The organism is Deinococcus metalli (assembly GCF_014201805.1).
In the GTDB taxonomy this organism is placed as follows: domain Bacteria; phylum Deinococcota; class Deinococci; order Deinococcales; family Deinococcaceae; genus Deinococcus; species Deinococcus metalli.
Map to the genome: position 1 here is coordinate 263,463 of NZ_JACHFK010000002.1, position 21,990 is coordinate 285,452.

Consider the following 21,990-nt stretch of genomic DNA (forward strand, 5'->3'; position numbering starts at 1 on the left):
GCATGAAGTGGCCCCCGACGCCCGTGCTGGTGCGCTTGGCCGTCACGCTGGGCGCGGCGATCGGCGCGGCGGCCATGGTCGGCCGCACGACCGGCTGGCGGCGCCCCCTCGTGGCCGTCGCCCTGCACGCGGGCCTGATGCGCTGGGCGGTGGACGCCCTGCCCGCCCTGTGCCCTGAGCTGCGGGGCGGGTGGTTCCGCGTGCGGGACTGGGAGCCGCGCGTGTACCGGCGCGTGGGTGTCTACGTGTACATGCGGGGCCTGCGGGTCCTCGGGTGGGAGGCGTTCCGGCGGAGCGCGGTGGGGTTTGCCGGCCGGCGGGCGGAACTGGCCCGCCTGGAGCGGGCCACCCGTGAGGCCGAGACGAACCACGCCGTGCTGGGCGCCCTGGGGGTGACGCTCGCCGTGCTCGCCGCGCGGCGGCGCTGGTGGGACGCGGCGCTGTGGCAGCTCCTCCTGACTGCACTGCTGCACGCCTACCCGGTAATGCTCCAGCGCACCCTGCGCGCCCGGCTGGCCCGGCTTCAGCGCCCCTGAAGGAGGCCCTCGATCAGGTCCGCCGCCTCGCGCGGGGCGTCGTGGGCGCGGAACTCTGCCCGGAGGGTCTGCGCGCGTTCGCGGAACCGCGGCTCGCGCAGCAGGCGCCGTACGGCGCGCCGCACCGCCCCGGGGGCCGGCGTGCGGGTGCCCAGGCGCAGACCCACCCCCGCTACCTGCACGCGCCGGCCGACCTCCAGCTTGTCCTCGGTGGTGCCGGCGGACAGCACCGGCAGGCCGTGCGACAGCGCGAGCTGCACGCCCCCGTAGCCTCCGTTCGTGACATACACGCTGGCGTGCGGCAGCATCCGGTCGAAGGGCAGGAACGGCGCCGTGCGCGCGTTGGCCGGAAGTTCGCCCAGGGCCGCCGGATCGCGCACGCCCGCGGCCACGACCAGCACGGGCTCGTCCGCCAGGGCGCGCACAGTCGGCAGAATTAAGTCGCGCGGGTCCGTGGCGATGGTGCCCTGCGTGACCACCACCACCGGCCGGTCGGCGCGCTGCACGTCGGGCCACCAGTCCGGCAGCGCGGCACCGGGCGGTGCGGGCGGCGTCAGTGCCCCGATGAAGTGCAGCTGCGGCGGCCGGTCGCTGACGGCGTACTCCACGCCCGGCACGCTGGCCTGCAGCAGCAGCGTCGGCGGGATCGGCGGCTCGAAGGGCCGTTCCGGAATGCCCAGGGAGCGGCACACAGCCCGCAGGTCTCGGTCGGCGCCGCCGAACACCACGCGCTGCGTCACGCGGCGCAGGGCGGCGTTGCGTGCGCGGCCCAGCGGTCCCCGCATGGGCGGCAGCCCCGGCCCGAACGGCGCCGTGTCTCGGCTGTGGATACCCAGCGGCAGCACGCCCAGCAGCGCGCACGGCGGGCCGCCCAGTTCCTCCAGCAGCAGGCCGGCGCTGAGGGTCTGTTCGGCCAGCGTCACCTCCCACGGCCACGCCCGGTGCAGGGCTTGGAGGTCACGCAGCTGCGGCAGCATCTGGCCCACGAAGATGTGCCGTGTGTCGAACTGCACCTGCCGCAGTCCGCTCAGCGCGTCCCGGCCGGGAAAGGCCACGCCGAACGCGCGGTCGTCGTAGTCGCGCGCCAGGGTGAACGGCTCGAAGGCCGCGCCGGCCGCCCGCACCCGCGCCGCGTACTTGCGCCCCGTGTACCAGCGCAGCTCGTGCCCACGCGCCGCGAGTTCGCGCGCGACCGGCAGCAGCGGCAGCAGGTGCCCCGCGATGGGCTGCGACGCGATCAGGATGCGGGCCATGGAAACCCCACCCTAGCGCGCGGCCAGGGTGGGGCGGTCAGGGGTTCAGAACGGCGAGTCGGGGAAGTAGTAGTTCTTGGCGTTCGCGGGCGTCACCAGCACCGAGGGGATCAGGGTGGTGGCCTTCATGGGCGTGCCCTTCACGCGGCTTTCCACGGTCAGGCGGATCGCGTCGGCGATCATGCTGGGCGGGTACGTGACGTCCGCCGGCATCAGCTTGTCCTTGTCCATCACCTTCTTGATGGCTTCCTTCATGCCCGCGCCGCCCAGCACGAGCTTCACATCGGTGCGCTTGGCCTGCTCCAGCGCCTTCAGGACGCCCACAGCCATGTCGTCGTCGCTGGCCCACACGGCGTCGATCTTGGGGAAGCGGGTCAGGTAGTCCTGCATGACCTTGAAGGCGTCGTCGCGGTTCCAGTTGCCGAACTTCGCGTCTAGGATCTTGATCTTGGGCGACTTGGCCACCGCCGCCTTGAAGGCGTCCACGCGCTGGTTGTCGATCACGGTGGGAATGCCGCGCAGCACGACCACGTTCGCGCCGCTGGTGCCGAACTGCTTCACGAAGTATTCGCCGGCCACGCGCCCGAAGGCGGTGTTGTCGCCGGCCACGTAGGCGTCCTGGGCCTTGGGATCAGTCAGGCCTCGGTCCACCACCGTCACGAACACGCCCTTGGCCTTCAGGGCCGCGACCGGGCGGGTCAGGGGCGCGCTCTCCTGCGGCAGGATCACCAGCGCACCGATCTTATTCACCGTCAGCAGGTCCTGGATCTGGTTGGCCTGCTCGTTGCTGTCCTTGGCGGTCTTCACGATGATCTGGACGTTCGGGTACATCTTCTCCAGCATCGCCTTGGCTTGGTTGGCGTGGTATACGACGCCCGCCGTCCAGCCGTGGTCCGCCGAGGGAATCGAGACGCCGATGACCTGCTTGGCCTGCGCGAGGGCGCCGCTGCCGGCGAGGAGGAGCGAGAGGGCGGTCAGTCGGGTGAGGTGTCGCATGTTGGAACTCCTTGACGGGGCGAGAGGGGCGGGGACGGCGGGCACGGGGGCGCTCAGGTCATGGCTCTCCCTTCAGCGGCGGCCGCGCTGGAAGAACGCGACGCCGATGATCACGAAGCCGGTCACGGCCGCGTTCAGGTACACGGAGATGATGTTCGTCAGGTTCAGGACGTTCTCGATGGTCACGAGCAGCACCGCGCCGACCACGGTGCCCCAGATGCGGCCCGAGCCGCCCCTCAGCGCCGTGCCGCCGATGATCACGGCCGCGATGGCCTCCAGTTCCCACAGCAGGCCGGTCGAGGGCGTGGCGCTGCCCAGCCGCGGCACGTACAGGATCGTCGCCAGGCCCACGCACACGCCCAGCAGCACGTAGGTCAGAATCTTGATGCCGGTGACGTTGATCGCCGCGTAGCGCGCGACCTGCTCGCTGCTGCCGATGGCCTGTACGTAGCGGCCGTAGCGGGTGCGGTTCAGGATCACGCCGCCCGCGAGCGCCACCGCCGTGAACACCAGGATCGGCACGGGCACGCCCAGCAGCGAGCCGTAATACACCGGTCCGTAGCGGTCGCCCACGCCCGAGTCGAGCGAGATGGCCCCGCCCTGCGCGAGGTACGTGAGAACCGCCCGGAAGATGCCCAGCGTGCCCAGCGTGACGATGAAGGGCTCGATACGCCCACGCGTGATCACGGTGCCGTGGAACAGCCCCGCGAGCGCGCCGATGGCGAGCGCCGCGAGCATCCCCAGCGCGATGGTCAGCAGGCCCGGCCCCAGATGCACGCTCAGGGCGTTCATGATCAGGATCATCGAGCCGGCGATCAGCGCGGCCATGGAGCCCACCGACAGGTCGATGCCGCCGGAGATGATCACGAAGGTCATGCCAACCGCGATGATGCCGCTGAAGGCCGCGCGCGTCAGCACGTTCGAGAGGTTGGCCACCGTGAGGAAGTCCGGGTTCAGCAGCGTGGCCGCCACCATCAGGGCGATCAGCCCCAGCAGCGGCCCCAGCGACGCCACGCGGGTCAGGACCGGGCGCGGCGGCCGGGCGGGGACGGCGGTCGTCCCGGCGGCGCGCGGATCAGGCTGGGACATGGGCCTCCCGGCGGCGCAGTCCGGTCGCGTACTGGATCACGTCCTGCTCGCTCAGGCCGCCCGAGTCGAGGTCGCCCACCACCCGGCCCTCGTGCATGACCAGCAGGCGGTGGCACAACCCCAGCAATTCGGGCAGTTCCGAACTGATCACGATGATGCCCTTGCCCTGCCGGGCGAGGTCGCCCACCAGCGCGTAGATGTCCCGCTTGGCGCCCACGTCTACACCCCTTGTCGGTTCGTCCAGGATAATCACCTCCGGTTGCACCTCCAGAATCTTCGCCAGCGCCAGCTTCTGCTGGTTCCCGCCGGACAGGCTGCCGGCCGGCACGTCCAGCCGGCCCGCACGGATGCCGAAGGTCTGCACCGCGCGCTTCAGGGCGCCGTCCTCGGCGCGGGTGTCCAGCAGCGGGCGGGCGTAGTGCTCCAGCGTCATCAGCGTCAGGTTGGGGCGCAGCGCTAGGTCCACGTGCAGGCCCTTGCCCTTGCGGTCCTCGCTGAGGTACACCATGCCCGCCTGCACGCCGTCCGCCGGGGACCGCAGGCGCACCGGGCGGCCCCGCACCCGCACGCTCCGGACGTGGTGGGGCCGCAGACCGAGCAGCCCCTCGATGCTCTCGGTGCGCCCCGCGCCGACCAGGCCGGCCAGGCCCAACACCTCCCCCCGGCGCAGCGTGAAGGTCACGTCGTGCGCCCAGCCGGGCACGTCCAGGCCCTCCACGTGCAGCAGTTCCTCCGCCAGCGGCTCCATGCGGGGCGGATACATCGCCTCCAGCTCGCGGCCCACCATCGAGTTCGCCATCTGCGCGGTGCTGAGGTCCGCCGTGTCGGCACTCATGACCACCCGGCCGTCGCGCAGCACCGTGACCCGGTCCGTCACGGCTTTCACCTCGTCGAGCTTGTGGCTGATGTACAGGATCGTCACGCCCCCCTCGCGCAGCCGGCGCATCAGGTCGAACAGCGTGGCGGTCTCGTGCGGGGTGAGCGCGGCGGTCGGCTCGTCCATGATCAGCACCCGCGCCCGGCGCGACAGGGCGCGGGCGATCTCCACGAGCTGTTTCATGGGCACGGCCAGGTCGCGCACGCGCACGTCCGGGTCGAGCGTGACCTCCAGCCGCGCGAGCGCTTCGCGCGCCCCCCGGCGCATGGCCGCGTCGTCGAGCAGCGCGCCGCCCAGTTCGTGGCCCAGGTAGATGTTCTGCGCGACGGTCAGGTCCTCAGCCAGGTTGAATTCCTGGTGGATCAGCACGATGCCGCGCGCCTCGGCGTCCCGGCCCCCGCGCAGGGTCACGGGCTCGCCGTCCAACACGACGGTGCCGCGCGAGGGCGCATGGTATCCGGCCAGCACCTTCATCAGGGTGCTCTTGCCGGCGCCGTTTTCGCCCAGCAGCGCGTGGATGCTGCCGGGCTGCACGTCGAAGGTGACGTCGTGCAGCACCTCGACGTCACCGAAGGCCTTGGAGATGCCCTCGAAACGGACGGCCGCCCGGATGGGTCCGGTCATGCCGGCCCGGGAGCAGGGGAGAGCAGGGCGGGAAGACGTCCGGAAACAGGCATGGAACGAACACTCCTCGTGCAGTGGCGGTCCACCCAATCTAGGAGCCACGCCCGCCCGGGTCAACCCGGGATGAGCCGTGGACCCCGTGCTGCTCGTCAGTATCTGGGCGCGCGGTCAGTCGCGGCGGGTGCCGTCGCCGGAGGGCCGTGTCAGGATCTCGTACAGCTCGCGGATGTACGCGGCGCGGGCGCGGGTCCAGTCCTCGCCCTGCTTGCCGCCATGGTCGAGATTCCCGATGCTGGACAGGTCCGACGCGATCTCGAGGGCCCGGGTGTGGAAGTCGCTGCTGGTCAAACTCACCTTGTCGGCCATGCTTCACCGTAGCAAGCCTGGGCACGTCATGAGCCGGGCCACCCGGCACGATATCGTCCTTTCATGGTTCTCATAACGGTGGAACTCGCGGTCTGGAGCGGCATCTGTCGAGGAAACAGCGCGGTGCCGCTGCGCACCCTGTAGCGGTCCTGAAGCGGCACTCGCCCATCCGTAACGGCGCCGGACCCCCCAGATGACTAGGGTTCATTCACCGGGGCCGACCATGCCTCGGGACGCCAGTGGACCGGGCCGACGCGCCACTCACCGGCGGGGCGATGACCACGAACACCGGATCACGCGGAGCGGGGGCTCGGCGTGACCTGGACAACCAGAGGAGCGGAGGGAATGCAGATCGCGTTGCTGTGCGAAGGCACGTATCCCCACATGCATGGTGGGGTCAGCGTGTGGTGTGAACAACTCATCGCCGGACTTCCAGAACACACCTTCGACGTCTACGCCATCAGCGGGCCACCGCTGGACGCCCGCGGCCTGACGCTGCCGGGCAATGTCCGGAGCGTGACCAACGTGCCGCTGTGGGCCGCGCGGCCACCGGCCCTGCGCGGCCGGACCCGCGCGGCCGATCTGCATGAGGGGTACGGGCAACTCCTGTACAGCCTGTTCGTGGCCGCGGACCGGCCCGAGATGTTTCTCGCCGGTCTGCGCCGGCTGTTCGACTACGCGCAGCACGGCGACCTCGGGCGTGGCCTGGACACCGGCAAGAAGGCCGCGCAGCTCTTCGAGATGTGGCGCGTCGCGGCCCGCGACCACGCGCCGGACGCCAAGCGCCAGAGCGGCCTGCTGCTGCCGCCCACCCTGGCGGACGCCCTGCAGGCCCACGTGTGGCTGGAACACTTTCTGCGGCCGCTGTCGTGCCCCGCGCCGTACGCGGCGGTGTGCCATGCCACGTCCAATGGCCTGAGCCCGCTGGTCGCCTTCGGCAGCAAGTGGCGCTACGGCACGCCCTTCGTCCTGACCGAGCACGGCATCTACCTGCGCGAACGCTACTTGGAACTGCGGTACAGCGGGCACACGCCGGCCTTCAAGTCTTTCCTGCTGCGCTTTTACCAGCAGCTCAGCGCGGCCGCGTACCGCATGGCTGACCTGATCACGCCCGGCTCGCACTACAACGAGCGCTGGGAAGTGATGCAGGGGGCCGAGCCCGGCCGCATCCGCGCGGTGTACAACGGCGTGAACCCGGCGTTCTTTCCGCAGGCGCCGGCCGAACCGACCGAACCGACCATCAGCTGGGTGGGGCGCGTCGATCCCCTCAAGGACCTCGAGACGCTGATCCGCGCCTTCGGAGAGGTGCGCGCGCAGCTGCCTACCGCCAAACTGCGGATGTTCGGCGGCACGCCGCGCGGCAACGAGGACTACGCCCGGCACTGCCAATCGGTCATCGACGAGCTGGGCCTGCGCGGACAGGCCACCTTCGAGGGCCGCGTGACCGACGTGGTGGACGCGTACCACGCCGGTCACCTGGTCGCGCTGACCAGCATCTCCGAGGGCTTCCCGTACACGCTGATCGAGGCGATGGCCGTCGGGCGCGCCACCGTCTCGACGGATGTCGGCGGCGTCACCGAGGCGGTCGGAGACGCCGGCCTGGTCGTGCCGTCCCGCGACCCGGGCGCGTTCGCGCGCGCCAGCCTGCGCCTGCTGGGCGACACGGGCCTGCGCGAGCAGCTGGGCCGGGCCGCCCGCCACCGCGTCCTCAGCGAGTTCACGCTCGACAGTTTCCTGAGCGTGTACCGCCGCGTGTACCCGCTGGTGTCGCAGGAGGGCAGTGCGCGCGTCGCCCGCAGCGGCCTGCGCGCCGCGCTGCTGGACAGTCCGGCCGGCCAGCCGCTGGTCGGGGCGGTCGCGTGACCACCATGTCGTGCGGCCCGGAACGGCGCTCGGCCGATCCGCTCGCGCAACTGTCGCGCCAGCTCGACCCGGCGTGCGTGGCCGCCGTGCATCCCCTCGAACTCGCCGCGGTGCTGGAAGCCGAGGGCCTGACTGACCGCGTGGTGCGCGAACGTTACGGCCAGGAGAGCGTGTTTGCGTGCGCCCAGCAGCTGTACCACATGGTGCCGCACCGCGCCGGCCCGCCCCCACCGCCGCGGCCCGGCCCGCAAAGTCCGTCGTGGCAGAACCTGCTGCGCGGCGTGATCTACCTTCTGCCGGCCCTGTGGACGCCGCATGCCCTGGCGGTGGCGGGCGGCGGCGTGTACCGCGGCGCGGGCCTGGGGCTGCTGGTCGCCACGCTGTTCGGGTGGGGCTGGATGCAGGGCGTGGCGTTCCTGGGCTACGCCGCGCTCGGCCATGACCGGGCGCTCGCGCAGCGCCGCCTGCGCGCGCTGGGCTTCGGGGCGGCCACGCTGAGTGTGCTGCTGGCCGCGGCGCTGGCTGCCGTGCTGGGTCAGGCGCCGGTCCCGGTCGCGCTCGCCACGGGCGCCATCTCGCTGTACCTGGCCGCCGCGACGACCCTGCTGGTGCTGGGCCGCGAACTCGCCCTGCTGCTGGCCGCTCTGCCGGCCCTGCTGTGGGTGGCCGCGCAGTCCCGCTGGCCCGGCGCGCTGCCGGGCGGCCCGGACGCCGTGCTGCTGCTGGCGGTGGCCGTGCCCGCGCTGCTGGCGGCCGTGGCGCCCCGCAGCGCGGCGCCCTCCCGCACGGCCGGCGTGCCCTGGCGCGCGGCGCCGCCGCACATGCTGTACGGCTGGCTGTGCGCCGCGTGCCTGTCGCTGGCGCTGCTCGATCCCTTCGGCACGGTGCCGGACGGCGGGCTGCTCGGGGCGTCGTGGAGCGTCGCGCCGCTGATCCTCAGCCTGGGGGCGATGGAACTGCAGCTGCGGCACCTGCACGCCGGGCTGCGGCGGCAGTCGCGCCTGTCGGGCACGCTGCGGTCGATCGTGTGGCGCGCGGCAGGTGAGGTCGCGCGGCGCGGCGGGCAGTACGCGCTGGGACTGGCCGCGGCCTACGGCCTGGTCGCGCTGCTCGCCCCGCGGGTGGGCGCTGGCCCGCTCCCGGACGCGCTGCTGGCCGGACACGTCCTGACGGGCGCGGCGCTGATGCTCAGCGGCCTGCTGATCAACTTCGCGCAGCTGGTGCGGGTGCTGGTGGTCTGGGGGCTGTCGCTGGCCGCGCAGCTCACCGTGCTGCTGCGCGGCGCGGACGCTGCCAGTGCGTACCTGCAGGGCTCGGCCGTGGCCGCCGCGCTGCTGGTGGTGCTGGCCGCTCTGGCCGTCCGCGACGTGCGGCACCTGGGCTGACGCCCGGCACCGGCGCGGCCCCCAGTCTTCGATCATCTCCGGCCAGCACCACCGGCCCATCACAACCGCACCCATCCACGTCACGGCCGCTCGGGGGAGCGGTCCCGCAGGAGAGGAGGACGCATGAACGCAGTGGTCGCAGTCACAGGAGCAGAGGGATTCATCGGCTCGCATCTCGTCGAGGCGCTCGTTCGGGCCGGATTCCGGGTCCGCGCGATGGTGCTGTACAACTCGTTCGGCTCGTGGGGCTGGCTGGAGCAGCTGCCGCCCGACGTGCTGGCCGAGGTGGACGTGGTGCTGGGCGACGTGCGCGACCCGCTGTCGGTGCGCGAGGTGCTGCGCGGCGCGGAGGTCGTGTACCACCTCGCGGCGCTGATCGCCATTCCGTACTCGTACCGGGCGCCGCACTCGTACGTGCAGACGAACGTGGTCGGCACGCTCAACGTCCTGGAGGCGGTGCGCGAGCTGGAAACGCCGCGCCTGATCCACACCTCGACCAGCGAGGTCTACGGCACGGCCCGCCAGGTGCCCATCCGCGAGAGCCACCCCCTCCAGGCACAGTCCCCGTACGCGGCGTCCAAGGTGGGCGCGGACAAGCTCGTCGAGAGTTACCACCTGAGTTTCGGGCTGCCCGCCGTGACGCTGCGGCCCTTCAACACCTTCGGGCCCCGCCAGTCGGCCCGCGCGGTGATTCCCACGGTCATCTCGCAGATCGCCGCGCGGCGGGACGTCATCAAGGTCGGCTCGCTGGCGCCCACGCGCGACTTCAACTACGTCGCGGACACCGCCCAGTCGTTCCTGGCGGTGGGCACCGCGCCGGCCGAGAAGGTGCTGGGACGCACGCTGAACACCGGTACCGGCGTGGAGGTCTCGGTGGGCGCGCTGGTCGAGGCGATCGCGGACGTCATGGGCGCGCGCGTGGAGGTCGAGCAGGAGGCCGAGCGCATGCGGCCGGACGCGTCCGAGGTGATGCGCCTGATCAGCGACAGCTCCGCGCTGCGCGACCTGACCGGGTGGCAGCCGGCGTACACCCTGCACGCCGGGCTGGAGCAGACCAGCCAGTGGTTCCTGCACCCGGCCAACCTCGCCCACTACCGCCCCGGCCAGTACGCCATCTGAGCGGCCCGGCCCAGAGCGCCACGTCCACCGCCGCCACGTTCCACCGTCCCCGATTCCAAAGGAGCGACTCCATGCACGCAGTCATCATGGCCGGAGGCAAAGGCACCCGTCTGCGCCCGTACACCACCTGCGTTCCCAAGCCCCTCGTGCCCATCGGCGACCGCTACTCGATCCTCGAGGTCGTGTTCCATCAACTCGCACACAGCGGCTTCACGAGCGTCACCCTGGCGATCGGGCACATGGGTCACCTGATCCGCGCCTTCGTCGGCGACGGCCAGCGCTGGGGCCTGACGGTCGATTATCTCGACGAGGTCACGCCGCTGGGCACCATCGGACCCATGCTGGGCGCGCTGGACCGCCTGCCCGAGCACTTCCTGGTGATGAACGGCGACGTCCTCACGAACCTCGACTACGGCACGCTGCTGCGCACGCACCAAGCGTCGGGCGCGCCGGTCACGGTCGCCACCTACGCCCGCGAGGTCCGCAGCGAGTTCGGCGTGCTGGACGTGCAGGGCGGCACCATCGTGCAGTTCCGCGAGAAGCCGGTGTTCGACTTCATGGTCAGCATGGGCATCTACGGGTTCACGCGCTCCACCCTGCAACGCTACCCGGCCGGGCAGGCCTTCGGCTTCGACCAGCTGATCCTCGACCTGCTGTCGCGCGGCGAGCGCCCGGCCAGCTACGCCTTCGGCGGGTACTGGCTGGACATCGGCCGTCCCGACGACTACGACCGCGCCAACGAGGAATTCGAGAAGTACATCGACCAGCTGATGCCCGGCCTGCGGGGCACCGCTCCGGGCGCCCAGCTGCCGCTGCCCACCCGCCCCGGAGTCCAGGCCGCGCCATGAAACGCGTGCTGCTGCTGGGCTCCGGCGGGTTCATCGGGCGCGCGGTCGCCCGGGAAGCGCGGGAGTGGGCAGACCTGGAGGTGATCCCCGGTCCCCGCCGCGCGGACCTCGACCTGGCCGACGCCAGCGACCGCGAGTGGGACGACCTGCTGGGCTGCCAGCCCGACGTGGTCATCAACGCTGCGGGCGCCACCGTGGGCGACGACGACACGCTGTTCCGCACCAACGCGCACCTCGTGGGCCGCCTGATCGCGGCGCTGGGCCGCCAGCCGGCGCGGCCGTGGCTGGTGCAGCTCGGCTCCGCCGCCGAGTACGGCCGGTCGGCGCCGGGCGTGCCGGTCAGCGAGCACGCCCTGGCCCGCCCGCAGAGCAGTTACGGCATGAGCAAGCTCACAGCCACCCAGTCGGTGCGGCACGCGTGCGAGAGCGGCCGGCTGCGCGGCGTGGTGCTGCGCGTGTTCAACCCGGTGGGCGCCGGGCAGAGCGCGGCGACGCTGCCGGGCCGGGCCGCCGCGCTGCTGCGGGACGCCGCCGACCAGGACGCGCCGGGCGTGGCCTTCGGCGCGCTGGACACCTCCCGCGACTACGTGGCCCTGCGTGACGTCGCGGGCGCGGCGCTGTTCGCGGCCCGCCTGGAGCGCAGCCCGCTGCTGCTCAACGTGGGGTCCGGCCGCGCCCGGGCGTCGTGGGACATCGTGCGCGGTCTGGCCCGGCTGGCCGGCTACCGCGGCGAGGTGACCGAGACGGCGTCTCCCTCCGGCCGGTCTGCGGCGGTGCCGTGGCAACAGGCCGACCTGTCGCGCATCCGTGCCCTCGGATGGGCTCCCCGCTTCACGCTGGACGAGGCCCTGCTCGAGCTGTGGTACGGCCCGTCTTCCCCCGTTCCAGCGGCCTGGAGCCGCGAGGAGATCCGTCATGATGCGATGTCACGTTAATACCGCGCTGCGTGTGTGCGCGCTGCTGCCCGGCCTGCTCCTGGCCGCGTGTTCCACCTCCAAGCCGCCCGCCACGCAGGACGCGGCCGGGAGCGCGGCGCCGGTTCACGGCGGCACGCACAGCGTGACCCTGGCTCCCCCGGCCCTGCCCGACAGCCGCGCGCTGACGCCGCTGCCGGAACTCACCGGCGCGACCCCGGCGGTGCCGCTGCGGTCCCTGGCGGTGGCGAACACGGCCGTGGTGGGCCTGAAGGTGCTGATTCTGACGGCGTCCTCGACCGACTCGGCGCTCAGTGACGCGCAGGCCATGCTCGACCAGGCCGGCGTGCCCTACGACGTGGTGAACCCCAGCGTGCCCGGCGCCTTCACGATCGACACGCTGGTGGCGGCCGACGGCAGCGGCAAGTACCAGGGCGTGATCCTCACCAGCGGCAACCTGGCGTACGAGGCCAGTCCCGGCGTTTGGCAGAGCGCGCTGGACTGGACCGGCTGGAACGTGCTGTGGCAGTACGAGACGGACTACAACGTGCGCCAGCTCTCGCTGTACACCTACCCCAGCTCGTGGCCCGAGGACTACGGCCTGCGCGACGCGGGCGCGGCCTCAGCGACCTCGGACCCCGGGCTGACCACGACGGGCCGCACCGTCTTCAAGGACCTCAAGGCGACCACCAAGTTGCCCATCCGCTACGCCTACAACTACCCGGCCACCGTGACCACCGTGGCGGGTATCACGACCACGCCGCTGCTGACCGACGCGGCCGGGCGGGTGCTGGCCGCCACGTCCACCGCCGGCACCCGCGAGCGGCTGGCGCTGACCTTCGCGCAGAATCCCTACCTGCTGCACAGCGCCCTGCTCGGCCCCAGCCTGGTGAACTGGCTGACCAAGGGCGTGTACGTGGGCGAGTACCGCCGCTACAACCAGCTGGACATCGACGACTGGTTCCTGCCCGGCGACGTGTTCGACGAGACCACCCGCACGATCCAGCCCGACGCCTTCCGCATCAGCGCGAGCGACGCGCTGGCCGTCTCCAAGCAGCAGGACGCCCTGCGCGCCACCTTCCCGGTGTCCAGCAACTTCACCTTCAGCATGGTGTTCAACGGCGGCGGCGCGAACACCAGCGCGCCGGTCAGCTGCGACCCGAATGTGGTCAGCCCCGATGCGCTGACGAGCATGTCGCGCTGCCTGAAAGACGCCTTTGACTGGGTCAGCCACACCTTCGACCACGAGTACATGGACTTCCTGAACTACGCCGACTCGCTCGCGCAGCTCAGGCCCAACATCACCGTCGGGCAGACGCTCGACCTGAACCTAAGCCGCAAGAGTCTGGTGACCGGCGACATGTCCGGCCTGGGGTACTACAACCCGGCCGGCGACGGCCCCAAGACCAACTACGGCCTGGGCGCGTCGAACGTCAACTTCCTGCAGGCCGCGCAGAAGTCCGGCGACCAGTACCTCGCGTCGAACCACTCGGTGGACGGGCAGTGGGACCCGGCGTGCATGAACTGCGGCGTGGTGCACCCACTGAACGCGAACATCTTCCTGGTGCCGCGCTGGCCCACCAACGTCTTCTATTCCGTGACCACCCCGGCGCAGATGACGTCCGCGTACAACTCGGTCTACGGCCCCGGCGGCACGCTGGCGTTCTGGGACCACAACCTGACCTACGCCGAGATCCTCGACAAGGAATCGGACATCGCGCTGTCGCACGTGCTGAGCGGCGGGGCCTTCCCGCACTACATGCACCAGGACAACCTGCGGCAGTATGCGCCGGGCCGCAGCCTCGCCTTCGACTGGCAGTCGGCGCTGCTCACCAAGTACTCGCAGTACTCCACGCTGCCGCTCCGGACCCTGCGCTGGGACGCGGTCGGTGCCCACGTGAAGTCGCGGACGTCGTTCATGAAGAGCGGTGTGAGCGGCCGCTGGGACCGCGTGGCCAAGACCATCACCGTGACCTCCGCGCGGGGCGGCGACGCCTACGTGACCGGCGTGACGGTGGGCACCACGCAGACCTACGCGGGTCAGAAAATCAGTTCCCTGACGCTCGCGGCGGGGCAATCGGTGACCGTCGCCGTGCCGTGATGCCGGCGCTGCGTCACCCCCAGACGTACCTGGAGCGCCCGGCGGACGTCCGCGAGGACCCCGCCCGGCACCGGGCCCTGGCGGTGTACTACGGCCCCGAGCTGAGCCCGGTGCTGGCCCGTTACCGGCGGGTGGTGGTGCAGCCGGGTCACTTCTGGCCGGAACGCGTCGAGCGGCTCCAGCGGCGCGGGGTGGAGGTCCTCGCGTACCTCAGCCTGGGCGAGGACGACGGCGGTCCGGCCGCGTGGAACACCGACGACATCCACCCCGAGTGGCGCACGCGGCGCGTGAACGTGCGCCATCCGCAGTGGCGGGAGCATATCCAGGCGCAGGTCGAGCGGCACCGGCCGGTGTTCGACGGCTTCCTGCTCGACACCCTGGACAGCGCCGCCACCGATCCGAACCAGAAGCGGGCCATGATCAAGCTCGTGCGGCTGGTGCGGCAGTGGGCCGGGGACCGCTACCTGCTCGCCAACCGCGGCTTCGACCTGCTCGAACGCCTGCGCGGCAGCGTGGACGGCGTGCTGATCGAGTCGTTCTCCACCACGTGGCAGGGTGGGTACCACGCGTACCAGGGCCATGAACTCGCGTACACCGAGGGTCTGCTCGATCTCACGCGGCGCCTGAAACTCGACGCCTTCGCGCTCGACTACGCCGATACCCCGATCCTCAAACGCTTTGCGCGGCGCCGGGCCAACCGGCTGGGCGTTCCCACCTTCATCACCAACCGCGAACTGACCCGCCTGTGACGGGCCGCACAACGCGCCCCCGGGCTCCGCTACGGAACGCCGGGGGCGCGCTCGGCGCTCAGTTGCAGGTCTGGCGCAGGTAGCCGCTCATGCCGGGCGCGACCAGGTCCAGGTCGCGTTTCATGGCGTTCACGCCCTGGCCCGAGAACTGCGTGCAGTTGAGGCTGAGGCCGGACTTGTACTCGACGTCCAGCGCCAGCTTGCCGCGCTTGGTGTACTCCGCCAGCGCCGCGCACTCGCCGTATTCCTGGCACTGCTCGTTGAGGATGCCGTCGAACTTCTCGACCATCATCTTGCCGGTGCGGTCCCTGAGCAGGATCTTGTCCGGGCCGTTCTTCTGGAACACGGCCAGGCCCGCGGCGTGCGCGGCGTCGGCCACCCAGCCGTTGAAGTCGATCTGCTGCTGGGTGGTGATGCGCCCGCCCGAGACGTTCTCGTCGTTCTGGAGGTTGTCGGGTTCCACCGCGTCGAAGCCCTTGGCCTTGCACATCGCAAAGCGCTTGTTCAGGATCGTGGCGAGCACCGAGTTGCTCTTGAAGACATCCGTCACGTCCAGGAAGTACTCCTGGGGCCAGTCGGGGTCCTGCTGGATCTTCAGGTAGTCCGGGTACTGGCTGGAATCGGGCCGGCCGGGCTCGTAGCTGCCGACGTCCAGGTAACACACGGTGTACAGACCCTGTGCCTTGAGCTGCGCCACCTTCGCGGCGGTGGTGTCGAAGCCGTCCACGTCGATCAGCACCGCGCCGGACGGCACGTTGATGTTGCTGTCGCCGCCCGCACCGATCTGCCAGTCCCAGCTGACCTTCCCGCTGGGGGGCGGGGTGATCCCGGGGACGATGGTCGGTGCCGGTGCCGGCGTGGGGGCGGGGGCAGGCGCGGGAGCCGGTGCCGGGGCGGGCGCAGGGGATGGGGCGGGCGCGGGGGCCGGTGCGGGTGCCGACCCCGTCTTGGGCACGAAGCTCAGGTAATCGACCACGGCGGCGCGGCGTGTGGTGGTGTCGCCGTTGACCAGGCGCACGGTGAGCGTGTCACCGGTGTTGAGCTGGAAATGGCCGAAGTACACCGTCGTGAAGGTGCTGCTCGACAGCGTCTGGCGGGCAAGTTCCTGGCTGCCCCGCATCAGGCTCACGATCGGCTGGCCAGCGCCCCGGGCGCGGATGCTCACGGCGGTGTCGCCGGACTGGAAGGAGGACGGAAGCGCGAAGGACACGCTGCTGCCCGGCGCCCGGAGCTTCACGGCCTGGCCGCCGGTCGCGCTCGAGTCGTTGATGGTCACGGCGCCCGAGGTGGTGCCGGGGTTGACCACGGTCAGCGCGGCCAGCGCCGTGCTGGCTTCGATGGTGGTGGTGTCGGGGGCGCTGGCCTGGGGAACCCGGCCCTGCTGTCCGCACGCGCTGATCAGGAGTGTGATGAGTGAAACACACACGGGGAGGCTACGTCGCATGGGCGGCAGGTTAAACGTGTAATGACCGCGCGAAGTATTAAAAATCCGACATCCATCAATGGGGGATGGGCCTCTTTTTCGTATTTGAGAGTTTCGTGTAAATAGTCACGTTCATCTAATGAGTCAAATCGGCATGAATATGCACCTGGGGGCTTCTTGAGTGTGATCTGGCCGGCGTTGCCGAGAATGGACGCGGCTTCACCTTGGACTCAGAAAGCTCACATTTTTGATGGTGCCCCCGGATGGCTGCCCCCACCGCTCCCAGTCGGCCGGTCTCATGCCGGCTCACCCCCTTCAGGTGAGGAGGGGGCCGGTGGGACCCCGATCCGTCATGGTGACGTCCTCCATGATTGAAAGAATGAAGATTTAATAAACAGCTGTCGGTGGGCTTACGTCCGCCCGTCCGTGACCGGCACCAGGACCTCGCCGCCCACATGCCACGAGGCGATGGTCAGGGCCACGTCGAGCGCGCGCACCTGCACCTCCACCGGGCCGGACGCGCAGCGGCCCGCCAGCCTGAACCAGCGGCCCAGCGGCACCCGGCCGCCCTCGGCGCCCGCGTCCTCCCACACCTCGTCCGGGCGGTAGCGCAGCAGCGGCGCGCCGGGCAGCTGGATGCCCAGCGCGAAGCCCGGCTCGGCCGCGCCCAGTTCCGCCGCCTCGTGGAACACGTCCACCCGCGCCACGAGCTGCCACTCGCCCGCCGGAACCCGCGGCCAGTGCAGGCGCAGCAGCGGCGCGCGGGCGTGCACGCCGTAGCGCAGTACCTGGAGGTAACCGCCCTCGAGCGCCACGCGGTACCCGTTTCCGGTCCGCTGCTCACGCCGCGAGCCCGACGCGACCTCCAGGTGGGCGTGATGGCCGGAATGCAGCGCCACCGGCCCCCGCTGCGCCGCCACGGCCGCGCGCGCGGGCACCGGCCGCGCCTGCGCCGCCTGGGCCAGATCGGGCCGCGCCGCCCGCTGCGCGTAGTACAGCGCCAGGGCGGCGTCCTCACGATCCTCCAAGTGGTGGCGGGCCATCTGGGCGCGCAGCGACCGCCGCTCCATGCTCGTGAGCATGCCCGACAGCGTGGCGCGCAGCGGCTCTCCTGCCAGGGATAGCTGGTCGTCCTGATCGCTTGACTGGTAGCGCAGGCTGGGCATCGCCACGCGTTCGGACGGCGCGGCCGTGGACAGCAGGCCTCGCCGCTCGGCCTCCTCCAGCACGTCCGGCGCGTCGGGGCCGAGCAGCACCGTCGCCAGCGCCACGTCGAAGGCGCTGTGGATGGTGGCCAGGCGGGTCAGCGCTGCGCGCAGGCGCGGTTCCAGCCCCGCCACCTCGCCCAGCAGGACGTCCCGCACCTCATCCAGCAGCGACACCGACGCGAGGGTGTCCCCGACGCGCGCACCCAGCACCCGCCGGACCAGCGACTGTGCGAAGTACCCCCAGCCCTCGGACTGCTGCGCGATCACGATCGCCAGTTCCAGCCGCTGCTCGGCGCTGAGTGCTGGATCGGCGCGCGCCAGGAGCGCCAGGATCTCGGCCACGCCCAGCGGCGGCACACTCAGGCGGTGCACGCGGGCCGCGTCGAAGGTGGCGAGGTGCTGGTGCAGCGCTCCGCCGCCGTGCGTGCCGTACAGCAGCACCGCCAGCCGGCCGGGCAGCGACAGCGCCACCTGGAGGCTCCGCACGACCGGCGCCGCCAGGGACGCGCCCACGTGGATCGCCACGAGCACCTTCTGGCCACTGGCCGCCACGCGCGTCCACGCCTGCACAAGCAGGTCGCCGGGTTCGCCGGCGGGCGCCGTGTCCGGCGCGGTCAGGTGCCACAGCTGGCGGCCCAGCACCGGCGCGAGCAGGTCGGGGTCGGCTGGCGCCCGGACGTCCAGCAGCTGCCAGCCGGCGTCGGCCGCGACCTGCTGGGCGATCTCCCGCAGGTCCGGCCAGCTGCGGTCCTCCACCGCGACGAGCTGGGGCGCGGCGGCGGCGCGGCGCAGGATGTCCCGCAGCTTCGCGCGCAGATCCGGCCGCTCGAAGGTCAGCCGGGTGGGCGGCGAGGCCGGCGTCGCCGGTACGGACAGGCCCTGCCGGTGCAGGTGCCCCTCGATCAGGGCCGCGCCGCCGCCGCCGCGCGCGAGCTGCCGCGTGTGGGCGCGGTGCAGGCGCTCTTCCACCACCTGCGCGATCACGGCCCGGCGGGTGTCCAGCCAGCTGCGGAAGGCCACGGTGCCCACGTCGTCCAGGCCGCTCAGCGGCAGGCCGCCGGACGCGGACAGCCACGCGCTCAGCTCGGACTCGGTGGCGTCGTCCGGCGCGGCGAGCCATTCGTCGAGGTCCGTGGCGACCTTCAGGTCCAGCATGGGTTCCCCGGCCGCGAAGAGGTTCAGGCCCCGCTGGCGCAGCCGGCTCAGCTCTACCCGCAGGTTGCGCAGCGCTCCGGAGGACTCCCACAGCAGATCCGCGACACGGTCACGGTGGTGCGGCCGGCGCTCCAGCGCCAGGTACGCCAGCAGGGCCAGCGATTTCACGGACAGGCGCACGGGCCGGCCATCGACGGTGCAGTAGGTGTGGCCCATCACGTGCAGCTTTACCGTCGCGGCGTCCGCGGGCACGCCGGTCACAGGTCGCGCGCATTCACCGGCTGGGCGGCGCGGGCCACGTGCGGCGCCGCATGGAGCCGGCGCCGAGCGCGGGACGGTCGGGCAGCGTGACGTGCCCCGGTGAGCGGGCACGGGCAGGAATGGGCGCAGGTCGACATCGGGTGCACTCCCAGCACAGGAAAGACGGGTCGGACGCCAGCATGGCGGGCCGGAACGCTGGCCCGGGGGGGACCATCAGAATACACGCCACACGCCGGGAATCCCGCCCAGATCGGCGCGGAGCTACAGGCCGCGCATGGTGAAGGCCCGCGCCAGCACGGTGTGGAGCGGACTGGTGAGGAGTCCCGCCATCAGCGCCTCGCGCGCCCGGCCCTCGGCGCCGCGCAGGGGGCGTCCCAGCCACATGTTCACCTCCGCCTGACGCGCGGCCCGGACCGCGGGCGGCCGCCGCGCCGCGGTGTATCCGTCCAGGGCCGCCGTGTCGCCCCGCAGCGCCGCCACCACGCGCGGCGCGAGGTCCTGGGCGTCCAGCCACCCGAGGTTCATGCCCTGCCCGCCGATGGGACTGACCTCGTGCGCGGCGTCGCCGGCCAGCACGATACGGCCCGACCGGAAGCGCGGCGCGAGGTGGCGGCGCACCGCGAAGGCGCTCAGCATGGTGCACTCCGCGGCGGGCACGTGCAGCCCCGTGCGAGCCGCGAGCAGCGCGGTCAGGTCGGACGGCCGGGCGTGCGCCAGCAGCGCCGGTGTCTGCGCCACCCAGCGCCGCTGGCCGCCCGGCAGCGGGAAGGACTCGACCACGCCGCCCGCGCTGAGCGTGATCACGGCGTCCGCGGCGTACGTGGTGGTGTCGGGAAAGTCGCCCATCACATACGTCATGGGGTACGTGCGGCCGGGAAAGGGCACGCCGGCCGCGTCCCGGACCGCGCTGCGCCGGCCGTCGGCCCCGACCACGTAGCGGGCGCGCAGCGTGGACCGCCCGGACGCGGCGTGCACGCCGATCTCGACGTGGCCGTTCCGCTCACGCACCGCCGTGACCTCCACACCGCGCTGGAGAACCGGGGGGAGCCGAGCGCGCAGCGCCGCCTCCAGCCGCGCCTCGGTGTGCTGCTGCGGCAGCGCCAGCACGTAGGGGTGCGTGGCACTGGTGCCCGCGAAACTCAGCTCGCCCAGCGTGCCGGACGGGCCGCGCACCACGCCCCGGCGGATCGTCACGCCGGCCCCCGCCAGTTCGTGGCCCAGGCCGCCCAGCGCGTCGAAGGCCTCCAGCGCGGGCGGGTGCAGGCCCACCGCGCGCGAGTGCGTGCTGACCGCGCTGCGCCGCTCCAGCACGCGCACATCCACCCCCGCCTGCCCGAGCAGCAGGCCCATGTACAGGCCCACCGGCCCGCCGCCGACCACCGCGACGTCGCAGGTCTCAGTCACGAGGAGCCCGCCACGTGAGCAGGGTGCGGAACGGAACCTGCCGCCGCGCCGTCCAGCCCGGCGGGGCCACGGCCGCGAGTTCCGCGGCCGTGTACGACCGCCGGATCGAGCGCAGGCCGTCCACGTGGATGAACGACCCCGGGAACAGCCGCGGCGTGACCAGCCGGTACGCGGCGTACGCCAGCGGGTGCCGCTCGATGTCGCCGTGGACCGCCACACCCGTGCACAGCGCCTCGGTGTCGTCCAGCAGGGCGGCCAGTTCGGCGGCGCTCAGGTGGTGCAGCACGTGGTTCGAGACCACCACGTCGAAGCGCTGCCCCTGGGCACGCAGGGCGGCGCTGCTGGCGTGCCGGTAGGTCACGCCCGTCGCCGCTCCCGTGCGGGCGTGGGCGATGGCCCGCGCGTCGGTGTCGATGGCCGTGACGTGCAGCGTCAGGCTGTCGCGCCGCGCCCAGCGCGCGAGTTGCCGGGCCACGTCGCCGCCGCCGCAGCCGATGTCCAGCACGCTGCCGCCGCCCCGCACGCGCAGGTGGGGCCGCAGGTCACGGGTGTAGACCCGCCGCCATCCGGCGATCAGCGCGTTGATGGTCCCGAAGGCGCGGTACGTGCGCTCCAGCCCGGCCGGGTCGCATGCCGGATCGTCCATCAGCTCGGGCAGGTGCTCGGCCCGCCGCCGCCAGCCGCGCAGGGTCACGGCGGTCCACCGCAGACCGTGAACACGCCCGACTCCACCGTCAGGCCCGGCCCGAAGGCCAGCGCCGCCACGCGGTCGCCGGGTGCCGCGCTCGTCAGCACGTCTTGCAGGATGAACAGCACCGTCGCGCTGCTCATGTTGCCGGCGCGGCGCAGCACGTCACGGGACGGCGCAAGTTGTCCGTCACTCAGGCCCGCGCTGGTCTGCACGCGGTCGAGGATCTGCCGCCCGCCCGGGTGGATCGCCCAGCGCTCCACGTCCGCCCAGCGCTGTACTCCGGGCATGCCGGCGAGCAGGTCGTCCAGGACCGGGCAGAGGTTCGCCTCGATGATCTCGGGCACGTAGGTGCTGAGCACCATGTCGTAGCCCTGGTCGCCGATGGTCCACGCCATGTCGTGTTCGCCCACGCCCTCGGGCGTCAGGGTGCTGTGCAGCGCATCGACGCGCAGTGCGGGCGTGCCGGGCATGGGCGGGCGCGCGGACACCACCACGCCCGCCGCGCCGTCCGCGAACACCGAGTTCGCAATTAAGGTGTCCGGGTCGCCGGCCGAGTGCATGTGGACGGTGCACAGTTCCGCGCACACGACCAGCACCACGGCGTCCGGATCGGCTGCGCAGAACGCGCGGGCCATGCGCAGCGCCGGAAAGGCCGCGTAGCAGCCCATGAAGCCCACGTGGAAGCGCTGGGTGTGGGGACTCAGGCCCAGCGCGCGCACAATCGCGTAGTCAGGCCCGGGGGCGTAGAAGCCCGTGCACGACACCGTGATCACGTGGGTGACGTCGGCGGCGCCAAACTGCGGACTCGCCTCGAGGGCGGCGCGCGCCGCCGCGACGAACAGCGGCGTGGCGTGTTCGATGTAGTACGCGTTGCGCTGCCCGGTGGTGGGCCGCCGCATCCCGCCGGTCGCCGGGTCGTAGAACAGGCCCGCCGGCGCTCCATCTGCGAAGTCCGGCACCACCGAATGCCGAGTGTCGATGCCCGAGTGGTCGAAGATACTGGTGGTGAGCCGCTGGCCCAGCCGGTCGAGTTCCGGCTGAGCGCGGATGACGTCCCGGATGCGCGTCTGCGCGTACGCGGTCTCGGGCAGGACGCCGCGCAAGGCGTGCAGGTGGACGGGCATGGGC

At 72.0% G+C, this 21,990-nt stretch carries 18 protein-coding genes; 8 read left to right on the forward strand and 10 right to left on the reverse strand.

The window, feature by feature from the left end; translation table 11 throughout:
* Nucleotides 1–2: 2 nt before the first annotated feature.
* Complete coding sequence (locus HNQ07_RS06360) at nt 3–536, forward strand: glycosyl-4,4'-diaponeurosporenoate acyltransferase CrtO family protein (RefSeq protein ID WP_184110095.1); 534 nt, start codon at nt 3–5, stop codon at nt 534–536.
* Here the strand turns inward: HNQ07_RS06360 and HNQ07_RS06365 are convergent.
* The 5 genes from HNQ07_RS06365 to HNQ07_RS06385 all read right to left on the reverse strand — a co-directional run bounded on the left by HNQ07_RS06365 (nt 524) and on the right by HNQ07_RS06385 (nt 5,741).
* Nucleotides 524–1,789 carry a glycosyltransferase gene (locus tag HNQ07_RS06365; RefSeq protein WP_229831847.1) on the reverse strand — a complete coding sequence of 422 codons (1,266 nt, stop codon included), beginning with the start codon at nt 1,787–1,789 and terminating at the stop codon, nt 524–526. The two genes, HNQ07_RS06360 and HNQ07_RS06365, sit on opposite strands and share 13 nt — an antisense overlap.
* 45 nt (nt 1,790–1,834) lie before the next feature.
* Nucleotides 1,835–2,785: an ABC transporter substrate-binding protein gene (locus HNQ07_RS06370; protein WP_184110096.1), complete on the reverse strand. Its 951-nt coding sequence runs from the start codon at nt 2,783–2,785 to the stop codon at nt 1,835–1,837.
* A 72-nt stretch (nt 2,786–2,857) separates the two neighbouring features.
* Nucleotides 2,858–3,874: an ABC transporter permease gene (locus HNQ07_RS06375; RefSeq protein WP_184110097.1), complete on the reverse strand. Its 1,017-nt coding sequence runs from the start codon at nt 3,872–3,874 to the stop codon at nt 2,858–2,860.
* A complete protein-coding gene (locus tag HNQ07_RS06380; RefSeq protein ID WP_184110098.1) occupies nt 3,861–5,375 on the reverse strand; it encodes a sugar ABC transporter ATP-binding protein in 1,515 nt (504 codons plus the stop codon). Before HNQ07_RS06380 ends, HNQ07_RS06375 begins: the two co-directional genes overlap by 14 nt.
* 168 nt (nt 5,376–5,543) lie before the next feature.
* A complete protein-coding gene (locus tag HNQ07_RS06385) occupies nt 5,544–5,741 on the reverse strand; it encodes a hypothetical protein (RefSeq protein ID WP_184110099.1) in 198 nt (65 codons plus the stop codon).
* Between the two features lie 345 nt (nt 5,742–6,086).
* On the opposite strand from HNQ07_RS06385, the gene pelF reads away from it, so the two are divergent.
* The 7 genes from pelF to HNQ07_RS06420 all read left to right on the forward strand — a co-directional run bounded on the left by pelF (nt 6,087) and on the right by HNQ07_RS06420 (nt 14,720).
* The gene (gene pelF, locus HNQ07_RS06390; protein WP_184110100.1) at nt 6,087–7,604 is read left to right on the forward strand and encodes a GT4 family glycosyltransferase PelF; all 1,518 of its coding nucleotides are present in this window, start codon (nt 6,087–6,089) and stop codon (nt 7,602–7,604) included.
* Nucleotides 7,601–8,989, forward strand: a complete 1,389-nt coding sequence (locus tag HNQ07_RS06395) for a hypothetical protein (RefSeq protein ID WP_184110101.1) — start codon at nt 7,601–7,603, stop codon at nt 8,987–8,989. The genes pelF and HNQ07_RS06395 overlap by 4 nt, the downstream gene beginning before the upstream one ends.
* Before the next feature lie 123 nt (nt 8,990–9,112).
* Nucleotides 9,113–10,108, forward strand: coding sequence for a GDP-mannose 4,6-dehydratase (locus tag HNQ07_RS06400; RefSeq protein ID WP_184110102.1), 996 nt, complete (start codon nt 9,113–9,115; stop codon nt 10,106–10,108).
* A gap of 71 nt (nt 10,109–10,179) precedes the next feature.
* Complete coding sequence (locus HNQ07_RS06405; RefSeq protein WP_184110103.1) at nt 10,180–10,956, forward strand: nucleotidyltransferase family protein; 777 nt, start codon at nt 10,180–10,182, stop codon at nt 10,954–10,956.
* On the forward strand, nt 10,953–11,891 hold the full coding sequence (locus HNQ07_RS06410; protein WP_184110104.1) for an NAD-dependent epimerase/dehydratase family protein: 939 nt from the start codon (nt 10,953–10,955) through the stop codon (nt 11,889–11,891). The genes HNQ07_RS06405 and HNQ07_RS06410 overlap by 4 nt, the downstream gene beginning before the upstream one ends.
* Complete coding sequence (locus HNQ07_RS06415; protein WP_184110105.1) at nt 11,872–13,971, forward strand: Agd3-related carbohydrate-binding protein; 2,100 nt, start codon at nt 11,872–11,874, stop codon at nt 13,969–13,971. The genes HNQ07_RS06410 and HNQ07_RS06415 overlap by 20 nt, the downstream gene beginning before the upstream one ends.
* Nucleotides 13,971–14,720 (forward strand): endo alpha-1,4 polygalactosaminidase, encoded by a 750-nt coding sequence (locus tag HNQ07_RS06420; protein WP_184110106.1) that lies wholly within the window; start codon nt 13,971–13,973, stop codon nt 14,718–14,720. Before HNQ07_RS06415 ends, HNQ07_RS06420 begins: the two co-directional genes overlap by 1 nt.
* A 58-nt stretch (nt 14,721–14,778) precedes the next feature.
* Here the strand turns inward: HNQ07_RS06420 and HNQ07_RS06425 are convergent, their stop codons facing one another.
* The 5 genes from HNQ07_RS06425 to HNQ07_RS06445 all read right to left on the reverse strand — a co-directional run bounded on the left by HNQ07_RS06425 (nt 14,779) and on the right by HNQ07_RS06445 (nt 21,986).
* Nucleotides 14,779–16,164, reverse strand: a complete 1,386-nt coding sequence (locus HNQ07_RS06425) for an endo alpha-1,4 polygalactosaminidase (protein WP_229831846.1) — start codon at nt 16,162–16,164, stop codon at nt 14,779–14,781.
* A gap of 389 nt (nt 16,165–16,553) precedes the next feature.
* Nucleotides 16,554–18,767, reverse strand: a complete 2,214-nt coding sequence (locus HNQ07_RS06430) for an amino acid adenylation domain-containing protein (protein ID WP_184110107.1) — start codon at nt 18,765–18,767, stop codon at nt 16,554–16,556.
* A gap of 261 nt (nt 18,768–19,028) precedes the next feature.
* Entirely contained in the window at nt 19,029–20,171 is a 1,143-nt protein-coding gene (locus tag HNQ07_RS06435) for an FAD-dependent oxidoreductase (RefSeq protein WP_229831845.1), read from the reverse strand.
* Nucleotides 20,164–20,865, reverse strand: coding sequence for a methyltransferase domain-containing protein (locus tag HNQ07_RS06440; protein ID WP_229831844.1), 702 nt, complete (start codon nt 20,863–20,865; stop codon nt 20,164–20,166). Before HNQ07_RS06440 ends, HNQ07_RS06435 begins: the two co-directional genes overlap by 8 nt.
* On the reverse strand, nt 20,862–21,986 hold the full coding sequence (locus HNQ07_RS06445) for a type III polyketide synthase (protein ID WP_184110108.1): 1,125 nt from the start codon (nt 21,984–21,986) through the stop codon (nt 20,862–20,864). Before HNQ07_RS06445 ends, HNQ07_RS06440 begins: the two co-directional genes overlap by 4 nt.
* Nucleotides 21,987–21,990: the final 4 nt, after the last annotated feature.